Below are 24,502 nucleotides of genomic sequence, written 5' to 3'. Positions count from 1 at the left end.
TCCTCCTAAAACTTTCTCTTACGAGCAGCCTCGGACTTTTTCTTGCGCTTTACGCTTGGCTTTTCATAATGCTTGCGTTTCTTCACTTCAGCCAAGACGCCATCTTTCGCGATGGAACGCTTGAAGCGACGAAGTGCAGCATCAATTGTCTCGTTTTTGCGAACTTTCGTTTCAGACACCAGTTTTCCCTCCCTCCGACCAGACCGTCCAAGAGCAATAACACGGTTCATCATTCTTCATTATAAAGTAAACTTAAATATGGTGTCAACCTCATTGCCCTTTTTTTAAAGCAGAAACTGCAGACGGTTCATTTTCCTTAACCGGACTGCAGGAAAAGCTAGGCGTGAGAGGAAGAGCCTGCTACTAATGCACCCAGCCGGGTGCCTCCCAGCAGATGGTAGTGAAGATGGTGCACGGTCTGCTCTCCATCCCGGCCGCAATTGTTAATAAGACGGTAGCCGGAAGCATCCACACCCAGCTCCTTCGCAGCCTGCTGCGCCGCCTGGTGAATATCTGCGATCAACGGCAGATCCTCCTCCAGCACCTCGTTCATGGACGAAATGTGCTTTTTAGGGATGATGAGCACATGCACCGGCGCTGCTGGCTGAATATCATGAAACACCAGCACCCGGTCGTTCTCCAGCACTTTTTTGGAAGGAATGTCACCGTTCACTATTTTACAAAACAGGCAGTCCATACAACCCTTGCCTCCTCCAAAGAATATGATCTATTCATCATACAAAAATCGAGGGAGCTCGTCCACTGATGACACGGATCGCTTTGCACGCTGCTACATCGTTTCAAGCATAATCTGAGAGCCGCCGCCGACATGTCCTGCCGGGCGAATGACCAGCTTGCGGGGAAGCCTCGCCCTCAGCTCAGGCACATGGCTGATGATTCCGACCGTCAGCTTGTCACTATGCAGCCGTTCCAGCGAGGTAATGACCGTATCCAGCAGCTCCGGGTCCAGGGTGCCGAACCCTTCATCCAGGAAGAAAAACTGCAGCGGATACTGCCCTCTGAGCTGAATTTGGGCGGACAGCGCAAGCGCGAGCGACAAAGAGGTCAGGAAGGTTTCCCCGCCGGAGAGTGTGGATACCGGTCTGCGGATTCCACCGTTGGCATCATCTCGAATGACGAATCCTCCGCCGGAATCCACCTCAAGGGCATACCGCTGATTCGTCAGGCTGCGCAGCCGCTGTGAAGCAGACTGGCTGACCTGCATAAGCTGCTCTTCAGCAATATACTCTACAAATGCATTTCCTCTCAGCGAGGCTTGCAGCTTGGCAAGCCTTTCTCCCTCCTCCTGATAAAGGACCCGGTTCTCCTCCAGCTCCATAAAGCGGCTGTGGCGCCTCTTCAAATCCTCCAGGTCACGTTCGGCACGGGCATGCTGCTGCAGCGCTGCTTCATCCGCCTGCCGGCTCTCCTGAAGATCACGGCAGCACTGCTCCCAATCTTCTTCCTGGAACCTCGTGCCGCCGAGCTTCAATGTCACATCACTCAGCCGCAGATTCCATTCCTTCTGGGCATCCCGGTGCTGCTGCAGCGCCTCACGGGAGCGCTCCATGTCCTCGGCAGGCATACCGGCTGCAGCCAGCTCTTCCTCTGTATCAAAGGGTGATTCCGACAGCGCCTGCTTCCAGCGCTCCTGTGCACCCCCGGCATGCTCTCCGGCAGATTCCGCAGCCTGTCCGGCGACAGCCGCCTGCTTGGCGGCATGTCCCTTCACCTCCGCAGCTTGTTTACTTTGCTCAGCCGTGCGTGCAGCCGACTCTCTCAAGCTGCTCAGCCGCTGCTTGCAGCCTTGAAGCAGCTCCTCAGCGGAGTGGTCACCGACCCAGCTTGCCAAGCGCTCCTCCTTCTCCTTCAGGAGCTCCTGCTTGCCCTGCCGCTGAGCTTCCCACTGGATCAGCTGCTTTTCTAATTCCCGAAGCTGTCCTTCCAGCTCCTGAATAACCTTCTGCTTCTCCTCAAGGAACGGAATACTTCGCTCCAACCCTTCCCGCACAGCTTCAGCCTGAGCGTCCTTCTCCCGCAGAGCAGCCAGCTCGGCTTCCACGGTATCGAAGTTGACCTTGGAAACACCCGTAGACCAGGCTTCTCTTAAGGCTTTAAGACTGTCCTTGGCGAGGGCTAGACGCGCCTCCACCTGCTGCAGCTGTGATGCACTGTGCTCTAATGCAGTTTCTTTGCGGGCCAGCTCCTGAGATAAAGACTGCAGCTGGTTCTGGAGATCAACACTCTTTAAGCGGCAAAGCTGCAGCTGCTCTTCCAGCTGTAATGTCAGCTTGTGAAGATGTGCCGCGGATTTCTGCAGCTGGGACAGCTGCGGTGCGTCGGGGTGGATATCTGATCCTGCCGCCGCCTCTGCCAGAGCAGCTTGAATTTCCGCAGCCTGGTAGAGGGCTGTTTCCCCCTCCGGGCTGGAATGGGCAAGCTGCCCATGGCGAACCTCCTCACTAAGATCAGGAACAGCGGCTCCCTCATGCTGAAGCTGCCGCAGCTTGAGCCGCAGCTCCTGCAGCTCCTCCTGCAAGGCCGCAAGCTGCTGTGCCTGCTCTGTCCCCTCATGCTTATCTAACTCCTCCAGGGCTGGCTGCGGGTGCTCCAGGCTGCCGCATACCGGGCATGGCTTGCCGTCCGACAGCGCAGCTGCCAGAGACCGTGACAGGTCATGCAGCTCCTGAAGCCTGACATTCTCCTGAAGCTGACGGTACAGAGCAGATACCTGATTGGAGGTTCTCTCTACGAGCTCAATGATGTCAGTGCCTGAGCTTCGCAGCGCCTGAGCCTGAGCAGCCAGCACCTGCATGTCCTGTTGAGCCAAAGAGGCCGCTTTCTGGGTATCATTAACGGCTTGCTCTGCCTGGCGGCAGCGCTCAGCCTGCGCTGAGGCTTCAGCTTCCTGCTGCTTCAGCTGCTCTTCCGCCGCAAGGATGGCCTGCTTCCGGTTCATCGCCTCGGACAGCGCCTCGCGGTCCGACAGACGAACCTCCAGCAGCTTCAGCTTCTCCTGCAGCTCTTCTCTCCGTTTCAGACCCTTATCCAGCAGCTGCCGCTCTTTGTCCAGCTGCTCACTGCCTGCAGTGTAGGAGCGCTGAGCCCCCTCTGCCTGAGAGCTCAGCCGGGTAAGCTCTGCCGAAAGCAGTCGCCGCTCTTGCTGCAGCGCTACGGCCTGCTCCAGCTGCTCCAGCCTGGAGATCAGCCCCGGTTCCTCAGCGGACAGCTCCTGCTTGGCAGTATGCTCAGCTTCCTGCAGCCGGTTCGCTTCTTGGTCTGCTGCTTCCGCGGCCGCCTTCAGCTTCTGAGCTGTCAGTAACAGCTCCTCATAGCGTTGTACAGCAGCCCGCATATCTCTCAAAGAGGGAAGCAGCTGCCTAGCGGATGCAGACAGCGTGAGCCGCTGCTCCAAGCTGTTCATTTCCTGCTCCCGCTCGGACAGCTCATTCAGCCGGGCTTGAAGCCGGCGGCGCTCGGTATCAAGCTCCCGAGCCCTGGACAGCTCTTCGTACTTTTTCTCGACTGCTGTTAGCACAGCGCGGCTTTCCTTGGCTGCAGACACGGCCTCCTTCAGGCTGCGCTCCGCCTTGGCAACGTCGTCCTTTCCCGCGCTTCCCAGGCCTTGCTGTTCAGCTTCCACGGCACGCAGCGACCCGGCATTCTCCTTCACCCTGCGGCTCAGCTTCTGCGCCAGAACATCACCGTAGCGCTCCAAATGAAATAGGCGCTGCAGCATTTGCCTGCGCTCACTGCCCTTCAGTGACAGAAACTCAGCAAATTTACCTTGAGGGAGCACGACTGCTCGGGTGAAATCATCCATTTTCAGTCCGATTTTCTCTTCCACACATCGCGTGACATCTGCCAGCTTGTCTGCGATTACACACTCCTCATCCTGCTGCACCTCAACAAATCGGCTGAGTGTATTGCTTACAGACAGCTCGTTCATCCGCTTGAAACGGCGCTCCACCCGATAACGCTCCGGGCCGCTTGCAGAGGACAGCTCGAAGGTAAAGGATACGTAGAGCGTATCCTCCGAATGGTTCATAATGCCCTGGGTCCCGTTCTGCGCCCGCTCAACCTTGCCGTACATAGCCAGGGTAATGGCATCCAGCAGCGTGGACTTCCCGCTGCCCGTAGGACCAAATATCCCGAACAGACCGGTTTCGCACAGCTGTGTAAAATCAATTTCCTGCGGCTCCCGGTAGCTCTGCAGACCTGAGACCTTTAACGATACCGGCTTCATTCCGTCACCTCCGTCACGGGGGCTTCTTCCTCATCGACCAGCTCCAGAAACAGCTGAACCAAGCTGTCATCAGGCTCGGCACCACCGGTCTGCCTTTGATAAAATTTACGGAACAGCTCCGGCAGCGGCAGGCTGGTCCGTGCAGCCTCCAGCTCCAGCGCCGCCATTTCAGGGTACACAGGCCGAATATGCACAATGCCCTCCCGGCTCTTGCGGAGCCGTTGAATGTCGGAGAGTCCCATCGCTTCCGTCAGGTGGACCTCCAGGTCGATAAATGCGGACGGATCCCGTTCTTCATCCAGCCAGCGGTACACCTCCTCCAGCCCGCCCCGGGCTTTCCAGCGGACCAGCGGCCGGCCACAGCTCAGAAACAGCTCTTCTACGACCGGAACCCCTCCGGGAGACGCCTCGATCAGCGTTACCGATTTGGCCTGCCCGGCTTCCGAAAAGCTATAGGCGAGCGGAGAACCGCTATATCGGATGATGCCATCTCCTTTGACCGCCTGCGGACGATGAAGGTGACCCAGTGCCGTATAACAGGCACCCGTGCTCAAAGCGGAAGGATCAACCGTATAAGCGCCGCCCACCTGAATAGGGCGCTCCGAGTCCTCCTCCAGCCCCCCCAGCACGTAGATATGGCTCATCGCCAAATTCACCGTCTGAGGCGAGAAATGACTACCCATTCTCCTCATGAGGCTGCCGACCCTTTCACTATAGGCTCGGCGCAGCTCATCCTCTTCCCCGCCGATCGCCAGCAGCTCGTTCAGCCGGGACTCCGAAGGATATGGCAGGGCGGCGATGATCGCCGTTTCGCCGGTACGAGCAGCCTGAACCTGAACCGGCTCAGCACTTGGCAGCCCTACTAAAGTAATCCCTCTCCGCTGCACCAGAGGCGTTACCGAAGCTACCCGCTCCGGCTGATCGTGGTTCCCTGCAACCGCAACCAGCTGCCGTCCTCCCTCACTCAGCCGGGCCGCTGCTTCATAGAACAGCTGCTCGGCTGCAGCCGGAGGGTTCACGGAATCGTAGACGTCACCCGCCATCAGAATCAGGTCCGCCTGCTGGTCCTTTGCGAGCTGCACCAGCTCGTCAATGAACTGCTCCTGCTCTGCGAGCCGGCTTCTTCCCTCCAGCGACCGGCCCAAATGCCAGTCGCCGGTATGCAGTATCCGCATATCTAGCACTCCCCCCCCATTAAACACTTTACATCTATCGCACAGAACTGAACGCATTCCTCTCGGCTAGAGCTGAACCGCCTGTCCTGCATCAAAAAAGTACAGCCATTTCTCCTGAATCGGTTCGCCCAGAATTTCCTCCAGCGCCTTGGCGTACAGCTCCAGCTGGAATCTGTACTGCTCCTTCAGAGCTTCGATCCCGCCCCGCTGCTCAAGGACCTTGTCTGTTTTGTAATCCAGCAGGATAAGCCGCTCATCCTGCCGGAACAGGCAGTCCACAACCCCTTGAATCAGGACACATTCTTCCTGAAGCAGCTCCTGTACATGAAGAGCATCCTTGACAGGCCCTGATGCCGGATCCGGGAGCAGATACGCCTCCGTCGCGGGGAGCGCATAAGAAAACGGCATCTCCCGCCACACCTGGCTGGCCTGAAGCAGCATTTCTCCTGCCGAAGAGGCAAGCATGTCCACAATATCCTGCGGTTGAACTGCCTCCGCCTGCTCCCGGGTAATCAGCTCCTTGTCTGTGAGCTGATTCAGCAGCTCTTCCACGGCAGCTGAATCCAGTCCGGCTACCAGCGGGACATGCTGCATGACAGTATGGTACACCGTCCCCCGCTCGGTAGGCGTCAATTTGTAATCCTCCATGAATTTAGGACGTCTCAAGCTTAAGGTAAAGCTTCCGGCCTGATTTCCGTTAGAGCCTTCCTGCTGCAGCGCTTCCTCCGCCCATTCCCGCGGTGGATGCTCCTGCATCGCCAGCTGCTTCTTCATTTCGGTTACTGACGTTTTGGCGGCAATGCCGGACGCCGCCAGATATGGATACTTCCAGCTAATCCGGCGATACAGCTCCTCTCTCATCTCTTGAGGACTCTGGCCGCTCTCCCATGGAATGTCCTGTACCGGCTCCAGTCTGTTCAGAGCCGCCTCAATCCCTTCCCGGCGCTCCTGCTCTGCACTGCCCGGACCCTCTGCTGCATGACTCTGGTGCCGGGGTGCGCCGGTCATAAGATACTCATCCGATTTCACGGTGATCATCCAGGAGTCAGCACCTGGAAACATGTCGGCATGCCCCGTTTCCGGCAGCTCCGCCGCCTCCCTCAGTATGGCTGCCGACGGATGCCGAAGAATTGCAGGTCCAATCCAATCCATGTAGCTGCGGCCTCTGGCCAGCATATAATCCGGCAGAAGCATGCCATGGACGCTGTCCACCTGAGACCAGTCCTTGATTTTGTTCAGCAGCTTCTTCACGGTACCGATCAGTATGAGCTTCTCTTTCGGGCGCGTCAGCGCCACATAGAGCACGCGCATCTCTTCAGCCAGCAGCTCTAAATGCGATCGGCGCCGGATGGCCAGATTGGGCAGCGTAGGATACGAAACCCGAAGCTTGCCATCCACATACTTCGGCCCGAAGCCCAGCTCCTTGTGCATCAGAAAGGCGGCATTCAAATCCTGCTGATTAAAGTTCTTGGATAGCCCGGCCACGAAAACGACCGGAAACTCCAGCCCTTTGCTTTTATGAATGGTCATGAATCGAACTGCGTTACCCTGGCCTTCATCCTTGCTGCCAGCCCCTAAATCTCCGCCGTTATCGCGCATCCGGGAAATAAAGGTCAGAAAGCGGAACAGCCCTCTGGAGGAGGTATCCTGCTCATACTGCACCGCCCGGTCATAGAGCGCCGTCAGGTTACTCTGGCGCTGGCTTCCTCCCGGGAGTCCTCCCAGCCAGTCAAGATACCCGGTTTCACTGTAAATTCTCCAGATTAAATCACTCAAGCTGCCATGCCGCGCATCCAGCCTCCAGCTTTCCAGCCGATCCCGGAAAGAGATCAGCTTGGCAGCGAGTCCGCCCGACAGCTCCGGCTGCGGTGCCGGTTGTCCCGGACCTGGCTTCACGCCTTCCGCCGGCTGCGCACCGGACAAGCTCTGGCCAGCCGCCGCTTCAGCCGTACCGGACAGCTCCAGCCCAAGATTCCAGCGCCCTGCCGCAAGCCCTGCTGTGCCTCCCGGCGCTGCCTCCATCGTCGCCTGCTCTAAGGCTGCGCTCAACGCATCATAATAAGAGCCGGCTGCAAAGAGTCGCACCTGGGCCAGCTCTTCCTCTGTCAAGCCTACGATGGGTGAGCGAAGCACCGAAGCCAGCGGTATATCCTGCCGGGGATTGTCGATCACCCGCAGCAGCGACAGCATAATTTCGACCTCGACGGCCTGAAAATACCCCCGATTCTGCTCTCCTGAAGCCGGGATGCCCTCCTGAACCAGCTCCTCCATCATGAGCGGCGCCCACACGCTTGCAGAACGGAGCAGAATGACGATATCCCCGTACTCTACAGGTCTCATCGCTTTTTTCACTTTGTCAAATACTAGCAGCGGCTTTCCGGTGTCTCCCATCATCTCCCGGATGCGCACAGCGATGGCTCGCGCTTCCAGCTGCGCGTTTTCCATCTCCTGACGCTCACTTTCTTCCGCAGGCATGCCTTCACCGGCATCACTCCCCGCAGCATCCTCTAATCCCATAGAGGAGCCCGAAGAGTCCGCATTCTCCCTGTCAATCAGGAGCAGCTCAGGCGTATGCATCCCGGAGGGAGACGCGGCATACTCTGATTCTTTTTCCACTGCGGGAAAAGCAGCGCCACAGACGAGCTCGGCACGGGAATCATATTGAATCTCCGCCACCGATTCGTTCATAATCTGCCTGAACAGCATATTGACTGCATCCACAACCTCCATCCGGCTGCGGAAATTTCGAGCCAGATCAATGCGGGCTCCCTGTCTTAATTCAGCTTCATCCGCCTCGTTTACCGAAGCATAGGTTTTGTATTTATCCAGAAATAGTCCCGGCTCTGCAAGCCGGAATCGATAGTAGGTAAGCCCCTCGCGCCTGATTTCATCTCGGAAACAGGTTTCAAAGAACTCCCCTCCGAACCGCACGTACTTGTCTCCAAGTATACGGCTCTCCACTTGTCATGTTGACCAGATATCCAGTGACGTTTAACGCGCAGCATCAGACCAGCCGGGGTCCAGATCCGGGTCAGCAGCAAGATATGGTGAATGAGTCCGGGGAAATCCTCCCCTATGAAAATACAAGACTCTTCTCTCCCCATTCCTGCTCTGAACCGGGACCCCCCAGGATCTTCCTTCTTTAAGCTTCTCCTTCACCCGGGAGGTGCTGGACTGATATTTATGAGCCAATGTCGCCAAGCAGCTATACTCCATTACATAGCTCAGCTGCTGCAGGTACGTGCTCACGTTGACCGCCATTTGGTAAAAATGGTACAGCCCGCGCAATCGCACATTGTACCATGCCACAATCTGAGCGTCCGGACGATGAAGAAGTGCTGGAGCATGAAGCATCCTCCAGGATTTATCGTCTATATTCTTTACCAGCTTGTGTTTGGAGATAAAGCGCCGGACTGTATCCTGCGGCATATAAAGCTCTATGGTTCCACGGTCTGTGCTGTATGCATTTTTGAAGCCTGTTTGAGAGTTCCAGCCATTCTTCAGCCTTAGAATATGCCCTAAAAAACAAACACCGACAGAGGCATGAGCCACCTGCGTTACTCCGCCTGGAAGCTTCAGCTCGCGGGAGATGAACGCCTTCATCTCTGCTGCAAGCGCTGTGCAAGACTCCTTGCTGCCCCACACAGCAGTGACGAAGGTATCCCCGTACCGGATGCAGTGGATGCGGCCCGGACCCGGGCTTGGATTGGAGCTGATCCATTGGTCAAACGGATGCCAATAAATATTGGCAAGCACGGAGCTGAGCGCACCGCCCAGCGGGGTACCGCTATAGGTCCTGCCATGCTTCCAATCCTCCAGGTACCCGGCTCTCAATAGCTTCCAGATTAGCCGGATGAACTTCGCATCGTCGATTTTGTCCTGCAGCAGCGAGATCAGCTTGTGGCGGGAGAAGTCTGTGCAGTAACCCCGGATCTCCCCTTGAATGAGCCACGGTGCATCCTTGAAATGCAGCTTCGCTTCCTGCAGTGCCGTATGGCAGCTGCGGTTCGGTCTGAAGCCATGGCTGGAATCCTCAAAAAGAGGCTCATATATTGCGGTCAGCAGCAGCCTGCAAATTTCCACAATCAGCCGGTCCGCATAGGCAGAGGTGACTAGAAACTCCGGTTTGCTGTTCTTGTTGGCACCCCCAGCTCGATTTACCGGCTGCGGCTGATACGATTCATCTCTCATTCTTTCGATGATCCCGTTAATGTCTTCTATGCGGGGCCGGACAGCTCCGTTACCCCCGCGGCCTGCGACCTGGTCCTCCTTCGCATGAAGGAGATCATAGGCTCGCACATAGAAATCGGGATTATAGAAATGACGATACAATCGTTTATATACATAGTCAGGCTTTTCACTGGATATTTTGGTCAATAGGTATAAAGCTTCGCCAGAATTCATGGAGCCTTGCGCTCCTTTCCGCAAAATGTTATACCGACAAGCTGCCTTCCTTCGCCATGTAACAGGCTTTCCCTGTCGCGGACTACTACGAAGGCTCCGTTGCCTTATGGGATATTCCATCCTCTGCAGGATATAGCCGTCTCTGGCATTCCCACTTAGGCAATCCCCATTTAGTCACATCGGTCCAAGCTTGATAAGTTGCCGGATGGTCCTTTCGTCCTTTCCACCTGTTCAGGTGTGCGCCAGCGCTTGAGTAGCTCTCGGGTATTTCCTCGAATTATAGCATTTATGAATTCGAAGTGCAGGGCAGCGGCTTGGTTTTTCGCTGTCCATAGCGCTGGGGCAGGCAGCTAACATTCCTGCCGGGAAGCATGGCCCCGCTGAGACTAGACTTGAAGCAGTATAGCTTTCATCCTCATACCTATCTTAATGTCTCGCCGCTCAGTCGTGACGGGTTAGCTCGTCAACTTGCGACTTTCCCAACATGCTGCACTCCCCTTCCGGTTTCCCTTCCGGATGAGTTGGGTGACATGGCCTTCATACCCTCAAAGACCCCCCGGCTTAACGGGGAAAACCGATGCCCCTTATGGGCGCACAATGCTCTGCTTTACATCACCGACCATAAATCGGTTGCCAGGCCCCTCTCTTGAAATCAGTCGAACGATTTCCTCCTGAACGCTGTTCGTATCCTGATATTCATCCAGCAGCACCTCGTCGAACTGGCTCTGATATTCCAGCGCCGCGTCGGAGGGCTGAGTATGCCCGGGTGTGGAAGCCTCGTGTCTGAGAATTTTCAGACAATAATGCTCCAAATCGTTGAAATCCACCGTGCTCTTGGACGCCTTGGCGTGCCTGTACCGCTCCGCAAAAGCAATGACGGTATCTACGAGCTCCTCCATCACTGGCGCCGAAGCATGCAGCTCCTCCAGAAACTGCTCTGCCGTGCGGCCGAACAAGGAGGTTTTGAGCTCTGTCACGATCTTTTTAACAAGGTCTCTCAGATTCTTGACCCGCTCCTGCAGCTCCGGCAGCACCTCGCTCTTCTTGACCGCCTTCAGCTTCCCGAACACTCCCTGCTGAAACACTGCATACAGCTCTTCCCACGGAGTGCTGTGCAGCGCATCGGACAAAGCATGAACCAGCTGCAGATCATCTTCCAGCGTACTCATATACGCTGCCGGACCACCGGGCGCTGATGCCGCCTCCTTGGCTTGTTCCAGCAAGCTCGCCGCTCCGGCGAGGGCCAGCCTGGCATCCGCCAGGATGCTTTTCACCCAAGGCGTCGCTCCCAGCGCCGCTGTGTCCTTCAGGGAGAACGCTGCAGCTGTGTCCCGCAGCCACTCATCCGGCCACGGATGACTCCGCGAGAAATCATACAGACGCTGAACAAGCTGATAAAGGGCGTCATCGCTTCGCTCTCCACTGAACCAGTCAGCCAGCCGGAGAAACTCTCCCCCGTGCTCGGCATCGCCGTATTTCTCCTCAAACAGCTCCTCCAGTACGTCCTGACGGAGTAAATCCGCCTCATGCTCGTTCAGAATTCGAAAGCCTGGATCCAGCGGAATGAGCTGATAATAACGGCGGATCACCTCCATACAGAAGGAATGCAGCGTAGTAATGGACGCCCGGCCCAGCATGGCCAGCTGGCGGCGAAGATGCTCACGATCCGGAGCCTTCTCCAGCTCCCGCTCCAGCGCCTCGCGGATCCGTTGCCGCATTTCGGCAGCAGCAGCCTTCGTAAACGTTGCTACGAGAAGACGATCTACGCTGAAGCCGGCCTCCTCATTGATGACTTTTTTAATAATGCGTTCGACCAGTACTGCCGTCTTGCCGGAGCCTGCTGCAGCGGCAACCAGAATGTCATTCCCGCTCCTCATAATCGCCTGCCACTGATCATCGCTCCACATGCTGCCTTCCGGCTTGCTCATCACTGCATTCACTGTGCATCTGCTCCTTTCTCATGGCCCAGCCATTCCCAGATTTGATCCTTGCCCGGCTTCTTCAGCAGCTGATATTGATTGCCTTCCATGCTTTCATCAAACTGGCAAACCGGCCGGTAAGAGCAGTACGTGCAAGCCGTTTCCTGCTGAATCCGGTAAGGCTCAATCTTCACTTCGCCGCCTGTAATCCTTGAGCCAATGCTGACGATATTTTGCCGGACTGTCTTCAGCAGGCTTTGCCATTGCTCTGGATCCGCGACAGCAGCGCTGCTATAGAAGCTTCCATCGGCTTTGACGGCGACCGGGATGATGGAGGAGTGACCCTTCTCCAGTCCTGCATCCATAAGCGAGACCGCCTCCCGGTCAGCCAGCAGCAGCCCCTTCATCTTGAAACGCTTCAAAAGCTCCTCCGCCGCCTGATCCGCAGTCAGCCCGTTGGGAGACTGCAGAACCGGATCATGGACGTGGAAATACAGTGTCCCGGCGGGCAGTGCGCTCTCACCCAGCCAATCCTCGGCAAAAGTAAGAAGAACATCGAGGTAGGTGAGCATCTGCAGAGAAAGGCCGTAATACACCTCGTGCAGCTTCAGGTCCTTCTGGCTGGATTTATAGTCAATCACCCGCAGCAGCAGTCCGTTCTCACTGCGCGCCATATCGACACGGTCAATCCGGCCGATAATTTCCATTTCGACGCCTCCCGGCAGCTCAAAACGAAGCGGAGGAATGTCCTTGCCCGGTCCGAAATCCAGCTCCAGCCCGACCGGTTCAAAGCTCCCCCGTCTGGATTGCTCGCCCAGAATGATAGAGGCCCGCCCCACAATGCTCTTCAACTTTCGGGAAATATAGCCGTAGCGCTTGGAACTGAGCAGGATTTCGCCCTGCAGCTTCGGTGCCAGACGGTCAACGGTCGCTTCTGCTTCCCGCAGACATTCCTCCGGACTCAGATCGCCCCAGCTTCGCTTCTGCTCCCGAAACCGGGAAGCCATATCGCTGAGCGCCGCATGAAAGAGCTGGCCAATATCAGGTGCCTGAAGCCGGTATGTCTGCCGCTCGGCAAGCTTCAAGCCGTGAGAAGCAAAATGGGAAAATGGACAAGCCACAAACCGCTCCATGCGGGAGACGCTTGAACGAATACGGCTGCCATACAGTCTGCGGCTCGTTTCGGCCTCTAGCTGGGCGGTCTCATTCCTATAGGAGAGCGAGGAGAGCTGCTGGTCCAGCTGGCTGCGCCAGGCCGGACTTCTCGCATACCAGTTATATACCTCCCACCAGAGCGGCGGGAGCGGCTCCCCGTGTTTCCAGTCCCGCAGCCGTGCGGTCAGGAAGGCAAGAGATCGCATCTCTCCTGCTACGAAGCCGGACTGCTCCTGCGATGACATTCCGCCATGCGGTCTTAACGGCAGCACGGCCTCCTTTAATGGGAACATGCCCTTGATATGCCGGATCAGCTCGGATGGCAGCAGGGTCTTTCCTTCCTGATCAGCAGATGGATAGCTGATCCACAGCTGCCGGCTGGCCGTTGTCAGCGCCGAGTAAATAACAAATCGCTCATCCAGCAGCCGGCGTGAAATATTGGGTGCAAGCTCCATCCCGGACGCCTCCAGCGTCACCCGCTCCTGCTCGGACAAAATACCGTCATCCTGGAACTGCGCCGGGATCACACCATCGTTCACACCCAGCAGAAACACATATTTGACATCTCCGGTCCGCGTCCGGTCCATCGTGCCCACGAGCACTTGATCTAAAGCCGGCGGCACGAGGGCCAGCTCCAGCTCCGACAGACCGGTATCCAGGATGCCGGCAAAGGCCTCGGCGCTAAATCTTTCGCCCCCCATCATCTCCACAATCTGATCCAGCACCTCCAGCACTGCGCTCCATACCTGGCGGTGCTCCCGGGCAGCTTCCGGCCTTCCCTCATTCAGTGCGGCGCGGCTCATCAGCTCCAGCTTCTCGGGAATCATGGCCTCCTCCAGCAGGCGGAATACCGCTGTACATTTGTCCTTCGCGGTGGCGCCCTGCTTCAGCCTCTTGTCAAAAGCTTGCAGCGGAACGGTAACGGCCAATCGGCACTGCTCAATGAGCTGCAGACCTTCCTCCCGGCGCGACCGTCCTTCATCCTCCAACGAAAGGCTCGGCATGCCTCGCCACGGCTTTCCGTCCGTCCACCGCGTGCCATGAATACCGCTGGCCAGAACGTGATTCTCCAGCCGGTCCATATCCTCGCGTGACAGGCTGCCATCCAAAGGCAGCAGCAAATCCGTCTTTATGCAGCGGAATACATCCTCGTACCGCCATCGCCGCACCGCAACCTCCAGCGAGGAACGGATAAACTCTACGAGCGGATGATGCAGCTCATTTCGCTTCTGATCCAGGAAATAAGGAATGCCGTAATCACGGAACAAGGGACCGATGAGAAATTGATAATCTCCCGGATTGCGGGTCAGAACAGCCATTTCCCGATAGCGGGCACCTTGCCGTGCAAGCCGGAGCATTTCCCGGAGCGCCCCTTCCACTTCGGCCCGGCGGTTCCCCGCAGCATAGAGCTTGATGCCCTCTGGCGGGCTGCTTCCGCTCCACTTTAGCCTGCGGTCAAAGCCCCGTTCCAGATGCGCCAGCGCGGGGCTGTCCTTGAAGCGGGGGAGATGCTCTGCGTCCAGCACCGTATGCTCCACGTCCAGCCCTGCCTCGCCCGCCGCTCCCCGCAGCTTGCTGTACGTTACCGCCGTGGGATGAAACAGATCCAGCTCATGAGGAGTCATTCCTTCCGGGTAAGGCTTGTCCAGCGTCAAAGCGATGGTCACCGAGCGGGCATGGTTCATCAGCTCCCGCAGTACAATATATTCCTGGGGAGTAAATCCGTTAAAGCCGTCAATCCACAGGTCCGCGTCCCGGATATAGGAGGATTTCCGGACACAGTCTGCAAGTGCAGCCAGCGTATCCTCATCGTCCTTGTACAGCGGAGCCATCTCTTGCTCGAAATCCCGATACACCGCCAAAATATCCTCCAGCTTGCGCCTTAGCAGCGGCGGGCTGGTACTTGTGGACGCCATCTGCTCCAGCTGCTCCTGCACACAGGAGGCATCTACGCAGTAGCGCTTCATCTCGGTATACAGCTGGCTGAGCTTGCCGACAAAGCCGAGCTGCTCCCCGGAGGCGCCGAACAGGTTGAGCTCATCCTTGCGCCTTTGGATAATTTTGTACAAGAGCATGCGCTTGCCCTCTTCACCGATAACCACTTTCGCCGCTCCACCGGTTTCCTGCATGACCCGATACGCCAGGCGGCGGAAGCTGAGCACCTGCGCCCGAAGTGAGCCCCGAACGCCCGGAGCAGTCACGAGCGCATGCTCTGCATCAAATGAGCCCTGCTCGGGCACGAGCAGAATCAAGGGGTTGCCCTGCGGAGCTTCAGCAAGGCGGCTGGCTATTTCCTCTCTCATCCGGGTGCTCTTGCCGCTCCCGGAACGGCCGATCAAAAAACGAACTGACACAGGCAAGCCTCCCATTCTATACTGTCTGTTTTCCTCGTAAAATACTGTCTATCATTATAGCATACATGCCTCTATCAAGAACATGTGTTTGGATAACACTGGCAGCTTTGAAATGATAGGAAGTCTAGGGGGACCGTATGCATAACAGTATCGCAAGGAAGCCCAAAAAGCCGGAAGGGACTGCTCCCTACCGGCCTGAACGCAGGTCTTATCTATGCATTGAAATTGCTGAGCAATTATACGTGACAGCGAGACTACTTGCTGCGAACCTCAAAGACGGCAAATTTCAGGTAATGCCCTTCCTCCACGCCGAGAATTTGCGGGTGGTCCTTGCCGGCGGCGCGCCATTCCACCAGACGCAGCTGCTTGCCCGCATCCTGCGCGGCTTCGTGGATCGTCTCCAGAAACAGCTCCGGCTTCATATGATAGGAGCAGCTTGCCGTCACCAGATAGCCTCCCTCGTTCACCAGCTTCATCCCGTGAAGATTGATATCCTTATAGCCGCGGCAGGCCCCTTTAACCGCTCCGCGCGTCTTGGCGAATGCAGGCGGGTCCAGAATGACCACATCCCACGTTCGTCCTCCCCCGGCCGTCAGCGGCTTCGAAGTATCCACCTTGCTTCCTTTTGCAGCCCGCTCATGGCGTTCCTCGGTCCCCTTTACCTGATTACGCAAGTATTGAAAGGCATCATCCACGACGAATTCCACGCGGTCCTCAAAGCCGTTCAACTCTACATTTTCACGGGCGCTCTGGATGGCATGCTCGGAAATATCAAGGCAGGTCACCTTCTTGGCCCCGTACTGACAAGCATTCAGCGTGAAGCTCCCGGTATGTGAGAAGCACTCCAGCACCGTTGCTCCGTCCCAATACGGAAACGTCACTTCTTTTCCACTTCTGTTTACGGGCACTAGCGTCTCTTGTCCATCTATGTCTCGACTCTGAAGCTGAATGCCGCTCCGCTCTCCCCAGCCTGTCATCAGCGGTGCGATCGAAGCCCGGTTCTCACGCTGATCGAAGAAATATCCCGTCTTCTGACCTTCCTCAATGTCGACCTTGATCTGAAGTCCGTTCTCCAGGACGGTGACATAACGCGGACATTCCCCGTACAATGCGCCCTTACGCTGCTCCAGCCCCTCCAGCTCCCGCACGGATACATCACTGCGCTCATAGATACCCTTTGGCTGCATAACCTCGATCAGTGCCTCTGTAATGGCTTCCCGGCAGCGATCCATTCCGAGTGTGAGCAGCTGTACCACCAGCACCTGATCAAAACGGTCCACAATAAGACCCGGCAGATAATCCGCCTCTCCATACACCAAGCGGTACGCATGATCTCCCTTCAGGAAGCGCTCCCGATGCTTCAGACAGTCCTTAAAGCGGGAAACGAAAAACTCCTTGTCCATAGCCTCCAGCGGCCGGTACGACAAGAGGCGTACGGTAATTTGGGAGCTCGGGTTGTAATACCCGCTACCTAGGAATCGTCCCTGGTGGTTCAGCACCTGTACGACGTCACCAGCGGACGGAGACCCTTCTACCGAGGCAATTTCACTTTTGAATATCCACGGATGTCCCTGCTCCAGCCTTTTTTTTCGATTACGATCCAAGATCACGCTTGGCATGCTTGACTCACTCCCTGATTTCCTGAATTCATAGTCATTCCTTGAGCTAGAAGACCGCACCGGACAAACCCTGCATGTCTCCCCGCCATTGTTCATATATTCTCAGTACTTACTCTATAAAAAAAGGAGAGCTCTCTGTTGCTTCATTCCCTGTGGTTCCCCATGCTGTATGGGCTCGCGCTGTTCTTGTTCGGCATGAAGGTGATGGAGGGCGCCTTGCAGCGCTGGGCCGGCCCGCGCCTTCACCAGTGGCTCCATTATGCCGCAGCCACGCCGCTCAAAGGCATGCTGACCAGCGCCGGGCTGACGGCTTTGCTGCAAAGCAGCACCGCTGTCACCGTGATTACGATTGGCTTCGCCAATGCCGGCCTGCTTGGTCAGGCCGGCATTCTCGGCATCATTCTCGGCACGAACATCGGCACAACGCTGACCACAGAGCTGATCAGCCTGAACATCGGTGCGGCTGCCTTCCCCCTGCTCCTGCTCTCCCTGCTCATTTGGGCAGGAAGCATCATCTGGAACGAGATGGTTCTATCACGCAGCTCTTCTCCCTGGCTCGGTCGCCTGGAGCAGCTGCAATTTCTGTGCCTGGCCGTTGCCGGCTTCGCCATGGTACTGCTTGGCATTACGGTTATGCAGTCCATCGGCAAGCCGCTTCAGGAGATGGGCGTCTTCGCCTGGTTTCTGGAGCAGGCAGAGCGAAGCAGCGGCTGGGGGATTCTGGCCGGCGCCATGCTGACTGCACTGATGCATAGCAGCGCCGCCGTTGTGGCCATGACCATGAGTCTTTGCCTCAGCGGGGCATTGCCGCCTGAGCTTGGTGTTGCCATGGTGCTCGGCTCCAATGTCGGCACCTGCGTGACCGCGATCCTAGCTGCAGCAGGAAGCACTCCGGCCGGCAGGTTCGTTGCCGGCTCTCATCTTGCCTTGAATATCGGGGGCGTTATACTGTTCGCTCCCTTGCTGCCCCTGCTGACACAGGTATCCGGTCAGCTTGCAGGCGACCCGGCGGGGCAGATTGCCCATGCCCAGACGATCTTCAACGTGGTCTGCTCCCTGCTCGCTCTGCCGCTTTGCTATCTTCCGGTCTGGAAGAAAGCAGCAGCCTCTTGACCTATACCTCGATGTTCAGAAGAGACAAAGCTCTCCGCAGAATAGGATCATTGTTCCTGTAGCCGTTGCTCTGCTGCCTGCTCCAGGCCTGCAGCGGCTCGTACCATTCCACACCGTTGATCTCTTCCAGCTGGGGCTTCAGCGCCCCTCCCGAAGCCTCTACCAAATAATAGTGGACTTCTTTATCCACCCGGCCATACTGGGGATGATTATACGTATAAGCAATAATATCGACCGGCGACACGATTCTCCCCGAAATTCCGGTTTCCTCCAAAATTTCGCGCAAAGCCGTCTCCTCTACGGTTTCTCCTGCTTCCATTTTGCCCTTGGGCAAAGATATTTTGCTGTAGCGGTCCTGAATAAGCTGAATTTGCAGATAGTCGTCTACCCGGCGATACACCACGCCTCCCGCAGAAATTTCCTTCCGGTTCATGTCTGATTCCTCCTTCATGTGCAACAAGGATTCCACTTCCTATTCGGAAATGAAATCCTTGTGATCAGGCTGTTGCTTACTAGGCTACAAGGCTGCTGCCAATCCGTTCTCGTGGACGCTGATCAGCTCACCTTGGCACTCATTAACACCGGCTTGAGTAATTTGAACCCGGCACAGTTTCCCTTCCAGCTCTGGTCCACCGTCGAACACGAGCTGCAGGTAATTGTCACTGTAGCCCTGCATCTTGCCGCCCGGTCCGCCCTTGTATTCACGCTCTGGAATCACCTCAACAATGCGGCCGACAAACTGCTCGGCATAGGCCAGCTGCAGCTGCTCGGACAGATCAATGAGCTCGTGGACTCGGGCGTTCTTCACCTCGTCCTCCACCTGATCCTCCATCCGCGCCGCCGGCGTACCGGTACGCTTGGAATACGGGAAGACGTGCATTTCCGAGAATCCGATCTCCTTCATGAGATTGTAGCCGTTGCGGAACATCTCATCTGTCTCGCCAGGGAAGCCGACAATAACATCGGTCGTAATAGCCAGCTCTGGCATCGCTTCGCGAATGAGCTTCATTTTGGTCAGGAACTCTTCGGTCGTGTACTTTCTCCGCATCCGTTTCAAGACGGTATCGTCTCCGGCCTGCAGCGGAATGTGCAGATGGCGGCACATTTTGGTGGAACGCTTCAGCACGTCCAGCACCGCATCGTCAATCTGGCTCGCTTCAATGGAGCTGATCCGGATGCGTTCCAGCCCGTCCACCTTGTCGAGATCCCACAGGAGGTCAGACAGGCGGTAGTTGTCGAGATCATCGCCGTAGCCGCCCGTATGAATGCCGGTCAATACAATCTCTTTATAGCCGGCATCCACCAGCTGCTTCGCCTGCTTAATAATGCTGTCCGCATCACGGCTGCGCGACAAGCCGCGGGACCATGGAATAATGCAGAACGTACAGAAGTTGTTGCACCCATCCTGGATTTTGAGGAACGCACGGGTCCGGTCAGCGAAGTCCGGCACATCCATCTCCTCAAACACCCGGGTCTTCATAATATTGCGCACGGCGTTGATCGGCTGGCGGGTCTGCTCGATTTCATGCACAAACTGCATGATCTTGTCGCGATCCTGGTTGCCGATGACAAGGTCTACACCAGGAATGTCGAGAATTTCAGCCGGCGAGGTCTGGGCATAGCAGCCCGTAACCGCGACAATGGCATCCGGATTGCGACGGACCGCCCGCCGGATCATTTGCCGGCTTTTCTTATCACCGGTATTCGTAACGTGGCAAGTATTGATCAAATAAACATCAGCGGTTTGTTCGAAGTCCACTTGCTCGTAGCCTTCATTTTTGAAAAGCTGCCAGATGGCTTCGGTATCGTAAAAATTGACTTTGCAACCCAACGTATAAAACGCTACGGATGGCATATTCAAACTCCCCCCATTTCTCCAAATTCATACAGCGCACAGGCCAATGCGGTCATCCCCGCGGTCTCCGTGCGTAAAATCCGCCGGCCAAGGCCAACGGTCGATGCTCTCGCCCCCTCGGCCTCCCGGCACTCCTCTTCCGTAAAGCCGCCCTCGGGACCGACCACGATCAGCAGGCTGACAGGCTCATCCCCGATCAGCCTCTGCTCTGCAAAAGGCCGGAGCACGTCCCGCAGCTGCAGGCCCTCCTCCTTCTCATAGCAGAAGCAGACCAGGCTGTAGCTGGAGAACGCTTGAAGCAGCTTCTTCCAGCCCACAGGCTGCTCTACTCCGGGAACCCTGTTCCGATGAGCCTGCTCCGCAGCCTCCTTCGCAATCTTGCCCCAGCGTTCCAGGCGCTTCTGCTCTTTCTTGGCATCGTATTGAACGATGGTCCGGCTGGACAGAAAAGGCAGAAATGACACGGCCCCGAGCTCGGTGCATTTCTGGATCACCAGCTCCATTTTGTCGCCTTTAGGCAGGCTCTGGGCAATGGTCACCTTCAGTCGAGGCTCGCGGGTCATCGCCAGCTCCTCTACTACCCTTGCTCTTACACCGTCCTGCTCCAGGCTCTCGATGGCAACGCGCGCTTCACGGGAAATCCCGTCACTGACAATCAGGACATCCCCCGGCTTGCCTCTCATCACTTTTGAAATATGTCTCGCATCCTCACCCGTAATCCATACCTGCTCTTGCTGGAACTGCGCGGGTGAAATGAAATATCGCTGCATCGTAAACCTACCTTTATGGATTCATATTCAGGTCCATTGCTTCAGGCCAAAACACCAAACTTCATCATACCTCTTTTGCCCCGTCATGACCAGTGAAATCTATGAGACTTTAGCCGCCGAACAACGCTGTAAACAGATTCAGGAAGAACACAGACAAGCTGTACGCTGTCTCATACATCGGGCGGATCGTGTAGTTTTGAAACCCGGGAATAAGAATAATTAATAAAAAGACCAGAATCGACCATTGCTCCACGCTTTGCAGCTTTGCTGCCACCCGCCGCGGAACAAGCTCTACCAGAATCCGGTATCCATCCAGCGGAGGAAGCGGAATCAGGTTAAACAGAAACAGAAAGAAATTCAGCACAATAAAGGTGTCAAAAAAGATATGAACCGCATCCACTGCCCGTTCATTGCTCATTGCATCAATGGCACCGAGCTGATACAGCGCTCCGTAGATCAAGCAGCCGGCGATGGCGAGCAGCAGATTGCTGAGCGGCCCTGCCGCCGATACGATGATGCTATCCCGGCGCGGGTTCGAGAAGTTCGCCCGGTTTACCGGAACCGGTCTGGCCCAGCCAAAGCCGGCAATCAGCAGCAGGAAGATGCCAAGAAAGTCGAAATGCACCGCCGGATTCAGCGTCACTCTCCCCAACAGCTTGGCGGTAGGGTCACCCAGTTTATTAGCGAAGTAAGCGTGAGAAAATTCATGCACCGTAAATGCAATGATCAGGGCAATCAGGAAAAAGGGCAGCCTTTCCAGCGGATAAAACAGCAGTTGATCGAGAAATTCCATCGCTACCTCTTCCTCGCTACGAACGCAACCCAGTCATCCTCGCGGTTCATATCCGCAATGTCAAACCCGGCCTGAATCAGCGCTTTCTCTACAATTTCAACCTTGTTCTTGTAAATTCCAGAGGCGATGTAGATCCCGCCCGGCTTCAGTGCTGCGTAGACATCGTCCACGAATAACAGAATCACCTCTGCCAAAATGTTCGCAACCACAACCTCCACCGGAGGCTTTACCGCAAAGCCCTCTGCCATTTCGCTGCGCTGAAGTACAGAGAGCAGATCGCTTTCGACGACCGTAATCTGGTCCTGCATTTTGTTCAGCTGCGAATTCTCCTTCGCGCTGGATACCGCAACAGGATCCAGATCCAGGGCCAGGACGTTCCTGGCGCCCAAATGCACAGCACCGATTGCCAGAATTCCGGAGCCAGTGCCCACGTCGATGACGGATTCTCCGCCTTGAATGACCTGCTCCAGTGTACGCAGGCACAGTGCGGTGGTCGGATGCGCTCCCGTTCCAAAGGCCATGCCGGGATCCAGCTCAATAATGCGCTCCTGCGGGGCTGGCGTATACTCTTCCCAGGTGGGCTTGATCACCAGGCGCTCTGACACAGCGATGGGCTTGAAATACTGCTTCCAGGCTGTAGCCCATTCATCCTCGTGGACGCTCCGGTGTTCAAAGGCCGCCGGCCCGGCATCAATACCGAACTGCGCCAGCTCATGGATCCGCGGCTCCAGCTCCTGCTGAACCGTTTCCAGACTGACGTCCTGTGAGAAATACCCTTTAATCACAGCTTGTCCTTCCGGGATATTATTAAACGGAATGACCTCATCATACCATTGCCCAAAGGTGGTATCCCGCTTGCGTTTGGTAACGGCAGACTCTTCAATCGAGACCCCTCCCGCTCCCGCTTCATGCATAAAATTCGAAATCATCTCCACGGCCTGCTCCGTGGTATGTATAGTCAATTCGTGCCACAGCATATTTAACAGAGTCCTCCTCATATTTACATAAATTATATTGTACTATATGAAGGACCCTGTGCACAAAGGCAGCTTTACCCGTATGAATCCATAAGCAGCAACAGCAAAAGGCTGCTCCGCCAGGAACAGCCTCTTGCTGTCGAAGACAATGGGTTGCTTTACTTCAAGCCGTGCTCGTGATGATCAAACATTTCTTTAACCTGGCGCTTGTCTGCTGCCTCACTTCGACGAATCGCTTCCACATCATCCCGGTCCGCTTCCAGCGCCGAAAACTCTACATCTTCATATTTTGCCGATTGCAATGCAATTCTTTTCTGTGTCTGGTCTGCGATTCTTCCCAGCTTGACCCTTCTCATCATGCCATGCCTCCTGTGCCTGGAATATAAGTGTGATTCTTGGTGATCCACAGCAGCTTTCCGCAGCTATACGTAGCCCCCGGCATCCTCAACGATTTTGAGTGCCTGATGATGGACGCCCTCATCGACCACAACTGTAAGTAAAATATCCCGGCCGCGAAGCCCATCCTGCTCGCCGGCGCTCATGCCGCTCTCGGAAGGTCCTGCTGCACCCAGGATGCCGGCAGACAAATTGCTCAGTGCCGCATCCGGGGTATACGCGTTCAGGCCGGACAGCCCGCCGCCGATCGCATTCGTCATGCCGCCCATCTCTTCACCGGGCTCCGTGCTGAACCGGTCGATTGACAGATCGGCGACACGCAGAGCGTGCAGCTTCGCCGCGGCTCCTTGGGCCTGTTCCGGGGTATTAAAGTACGCCAGAATGTTTTTTTCAGCCATGAGTATTCACCTGCTTGTTCTATGATTGTTCCTTTCTAGATTGTGTAAACGGGTCTTCAATTATTCGATGAGGAAGAGCATTTCTCTCCCTTGTTCAGCACCAAAAGAGCCGTTCCCTGCAGCCAGGCTGCCTTGGAAACGGCTCTTTACAAGATCAATGATAGGACTTTGACTTCCATCCCGGCCACTAAATGGCCTTAGTCCCCTCTAAACGCTCTCTTCACACGGTCAAAAAAAGACTGTTCATGCTCATGGGTCTGCTCCCCGTCAAGCGAAGCAAATTGACGCAGCAGCTCCTTCTGGTCGTCACTGAGCTTGCTTGGCGTTACGACCACGACCTTGACATGCTGATCGCCCTGGCCCATGCCGCGCAAACGCGGAACTCCCTTGCCCTTCAGGCGGAAATACGTGCCGGTCTGGGTTCCCGCTGGAATTTTCAGCTTGACTTTTTCCGTTAAGGTAGGGATTTCCATCTCGTCTCCCAGTGCCGCCTGCGCAAAGGTGAGCGGAATCTCGCAGTAGATGTCGTCGCCCTCACGCTCGAAGAAATCATGCGGCTTGACGCGGATTACGATGTACAGGTCTCCGGCAGGTCCGCCGCGCAAACCGCCCTCCCCTTCACCGCTCATCCGCAGCTGAGCGCCATCATCTACACCGGCCGGAATACGCACGTGAATCTTGCGCTGCTTCTTCAGCTTGCCGCTGCCGCTGCAGGTGCTGCATTTTTCCTTGATGATCTGGCCGCTGCCGCTACAGTTCGAGCAGGCACGGCGGTTCACCATCCGCCCGAACGGCGTATTCTGAACCACCTCCTGCTGACCCGAGCCATGACACACGCCGCAGGTCTGCGGCTTCGTACCCGGCTTCGCGCCAGAGCCATGACAGGTATCACAGGACTCGGTACGCGGAATGGTAATGTCGCTTTCTTTACCGAACACCGCTTCCTTGAATTCAACCGTCATCGTATATTGAAGATCATTCCCCCGCTGCGGAGCATTGGGATCACGACGGCCGTTACCGCCGAAGAACATATCGAATATATCTCCGAAGCCGCCAAAGTCGCCGGAGAAGCCGCCGCCGCCCATTCCCTGGTTCGGATCGATATGGCCGTATTGGTCATAGCGTGCGCGATGCTGATCATTGCTCAGCACGTCATACGCTTCTTTAACTTCCTTGAATTTGGTCTCGGCGTCATCTGCCTTGTTCACGTCCGGATGATACTGGCGCGCCAGCTTCCGGTATGCTTTCTTGATTTCATCCTCCGAGGCATCCTTCCCAACGCCAAGCACCTCGTAATAATCTCGCTTTTCAGCCACGGTTCCACCCCC

At 56.2% G+C, this 24,502-nt stretch carries 16 protein-coding genes and 2 pseudogenes; 1 reads left to right on the top strand and 17 read right to left on the bottom strand.

Annotation, left to right across the window (positions count from 1 at the left end; translation table 11 throughout):
• Positions 1-5 precede the first annotated feature (5 nt).
• The 9 genes and pseudogenes from rpsU to ACH6EH_RS09805 form a co-directional block, all read right to left on the bottom strand.
• On the bottom strand, positions 6-179 hold the full coding sequence (gene rpsU, locus ACH6EH_RS09845; RefSeq protein ID WP_005547957.1) for a 30S ribosomal protein S21: 174 nt from the start codon (positions 177-179) through the stop codon (positions 6-8).
• Positions 180-337: 158 nt separating this feature from the next.
• The gene (locus tag ACH6EH_RS09840; RefSeq protein WP_138225238.1) at positions 338-697 is read right to left on the bottom strand and encodes a histidine triad nucleotide-binding protein; all 360 of its coding nucleotides are present in this window, start codon (positions 695-697) and stop codon (positions 338-340) included.
• 93 nt (positions 698-790) lie between these two features.
• Entirely contained in the window at positions 791-4,246 is a 3,456-nt protein-coding gene (locus tag ACH6EH_RS09835; protein ID WP_397332185.1) for an AAA family ATPase, read from the bottom strand.
• A complete protein-coding gene (locus ACH6EH_RS09830) occupies positions 4,243-5,421 on the bottom strand; it encodes an exonuclease SbcCD subunit D (RefSeq protein ID WP_397332184.1) in 1,179 nt (392 codons plus the stop codon). The genes ACH6EH_RS09835 and ACH6EH_RS09830 overlap by 4 nt, the downstream gene beginning before the upstream one ends.
• A 66-nt stretch (positions 5,422-5,487) precedes the next feature.
• Positions 5,488-8,283: pseudogene (locus ACH6EH_RS09825) on the bottom strand (3'-5' exonuclease); the annotation flags it as partial.
• A gap of 129 nt (positions 8,284-8,412) precedes the next feature.
• Positions 8,413-9,825, bottom strand: a complete 1,413-nt coding sequence (locus tag ACH6EH_RS09820) for a reverse transcriptase/maturase family protein (RefSeq protein WP_397332182.1) — start codon at positions 9,823-9,825, stop codon at positions 8,413-8,415.
• 590 nt (positions 9,826-10,415) lie between these two features.
• A pseudogene (locus ACH6EH_RS09815) lies at positions 10,416-11,753 on the bottom strand (UvrD-helicase domain-containing protein); the annotation flags it as partial.
• 8 nt (positions 11,754-11,761) lie between these two features.
• Complete coding sequence (gene addB, locus ACH6EH_RS09810; RefSeq protein WP_397332181.1) at positions 11,762-15,253, bottom strand: helicase-exonuclease AddAB subunit AddB; 3,492 nt, start codon at positions 15,251-15,253, stop codon at positions 11,762-11,764.
• Between the two features lie 254 nt (positions 15,254-15,507).
• Positions 15,508-16,872 carry a class I SAM-dependent rRNA methyltransferase gene (locus ACH6EH_RS09805; RefSeq protein ID WP_397332180.1) on the bottom strand — a complete coding sequence of 455 codons (1,365 nt, stop codon included), beginning with the start codon at positions 16,870-16,872 and terminating at the stop codon, positions 15,508-15,510.
• 138 nt (positions 16,873-17,010) lie between these two features.
• Here ACH6EH_RS09805 and ACH6EH_RS09800 point away from each other — a divergent pair, with 138 nt between their 5' ends.
• A complete protein-coding gene (locus tag ACH6EH_RS09800; RefSeq protein WP_397332179.1) occupies positions 17,011-17,985 on the top strand; it encodes a Na/Pi cotransporter family protein in 975 nt (324 codons plus the stop codon).
• A gap of 1 nt (position 17,986) precedes the next feature.
• On the opposite strand, the gene ACH6EH_RS09795 is transcribed toward ACH6EH_RS09800, so the two are convergent.
• The 8 genes from ACH6EH_RS09795 to dnaJ all read right to left on the bottom strand — a co-directional run bounded on the left by ACH6EH_RS09795 (position 17,987) and on the right by dnaJ (position 24,490).
• Positions 17,987-18,418: an NUDIX hydrolase gene (locus tag ACH6EH_RS09795; RefSeq protein ID WP_397332178.1), complete on the bottom strand. Its 432-nt coding sequence runs from the start codon at positions 18,416-18,418 to the stop codon at positions 17,987-17,989.
• Positions 18,419-18,502: 84 nt separating this feature from the next.
• Positions 18,503-19,840 carry a tRNA (N(6)-L-threonylcarbamoyladenosine(37)-C(2))-methylthiotransferase MtaB gene (mtaB, locus tag ACH6EH_RS09790; protein ID WP_397332177.1) on the bottom strand — a complete coding sequence of 446 codons (1,338 nt, stop codon included), beginning with the start codon at positions 19,838-19,840 and terminating at the stop codon, positions 18,503-18,505.
• Between the two features lie 2 nt (positions 19,841-19,842).
• On the bottom strand, positions 19,843-20,610 hold the full coding sequence (locus tag ACH6EH_RS09785) for an RsmE family RNA methyltransferase (RefSeq protein WP_397332176.1): 768 nt from the start codon (positions 20,608-20,610) through the stop codon (positions 19,843-19,845).
• Between the two features lie 109 nt (positions 20,611-20,719).
• Positions 20,720-21,403: a site-2 protease family protein gene (locus tag ACH6EH_RS09780; protein WP_397332175.1), complete on the bottom strand. Its 684-nt coding sequence runs from the start codon at positions 21,401-21,403 to the stop codon at positions 20,720-20,722.
• A gap of 2 nt (positions 21,404-21,405) precedes the next feature.
• Positions 21,406-22,380 carry a 50S ribosomal protein L11 methyltransferase gene (gene prmA / locus ACH6EH_RS09775; RefSeq protein WP_208202932.1) on the bottom strand — a complete coding sequence of 325 codons (975 nt, stop codon included), beginning with the start codon at positions 22,378-22,380 and terminating at the stop codon, positions 21,406-21,408.
• Between the two features lie 158 nt (positions 22,381-22,538).
• Complete coding sequence (locus ACH6EH_RS09770) at positions 22,539-22,739, bottom strand: YfhD family protein (RefSeq protein ID WP_138225225.1); 201 nt, start codon at positions 22,737-22,739, stop codon at positions 22,539-22,541.
• 63 nt (positions 22,740-22,802) lie between these two features.
• Positions 22,803-23,174, bottom strand: coding sequence for a hypothetical protein (locus tag ACH6EH_RS09765; RefSeq protein ID WP_138225224.1), 372 nt, complete (start codon positions 23,172-23,174; stop codon positions 22,803-22,805).
• A gap of 197 nt (positions 23,175-23,371) precedes the next feature.
• A complete protein-coding gene (gene dnaJ / locus ACH6EH_RS09760; protein WP_138225223.1) occupies positions 23,372-24,490 on the bottom strand; it encodes a molecular chaperone DnaJ in 1,119 nt (372 codons plus the stop codon).
• Positions 24,491-24,502 lie beyond the last annotated feature (12 nt).

The sequence above is a fragment of the Paenibacillus sp. JSM ZJ436 genome (genome assembly GCF_044383795.1).
GTDB classification, from domain to species: Bacteria; Bacillota; Bacilli; order Paenibacillales; family Paenibacillaceae; genus Paenibacillus_AQ; species Paenibacillus_AQ algicola.
The sequence above is the reverse complement of the archived record's forward strand: the minus strand, read 5'-3'. Positions and strand labels throughout refer to the sequence as shown.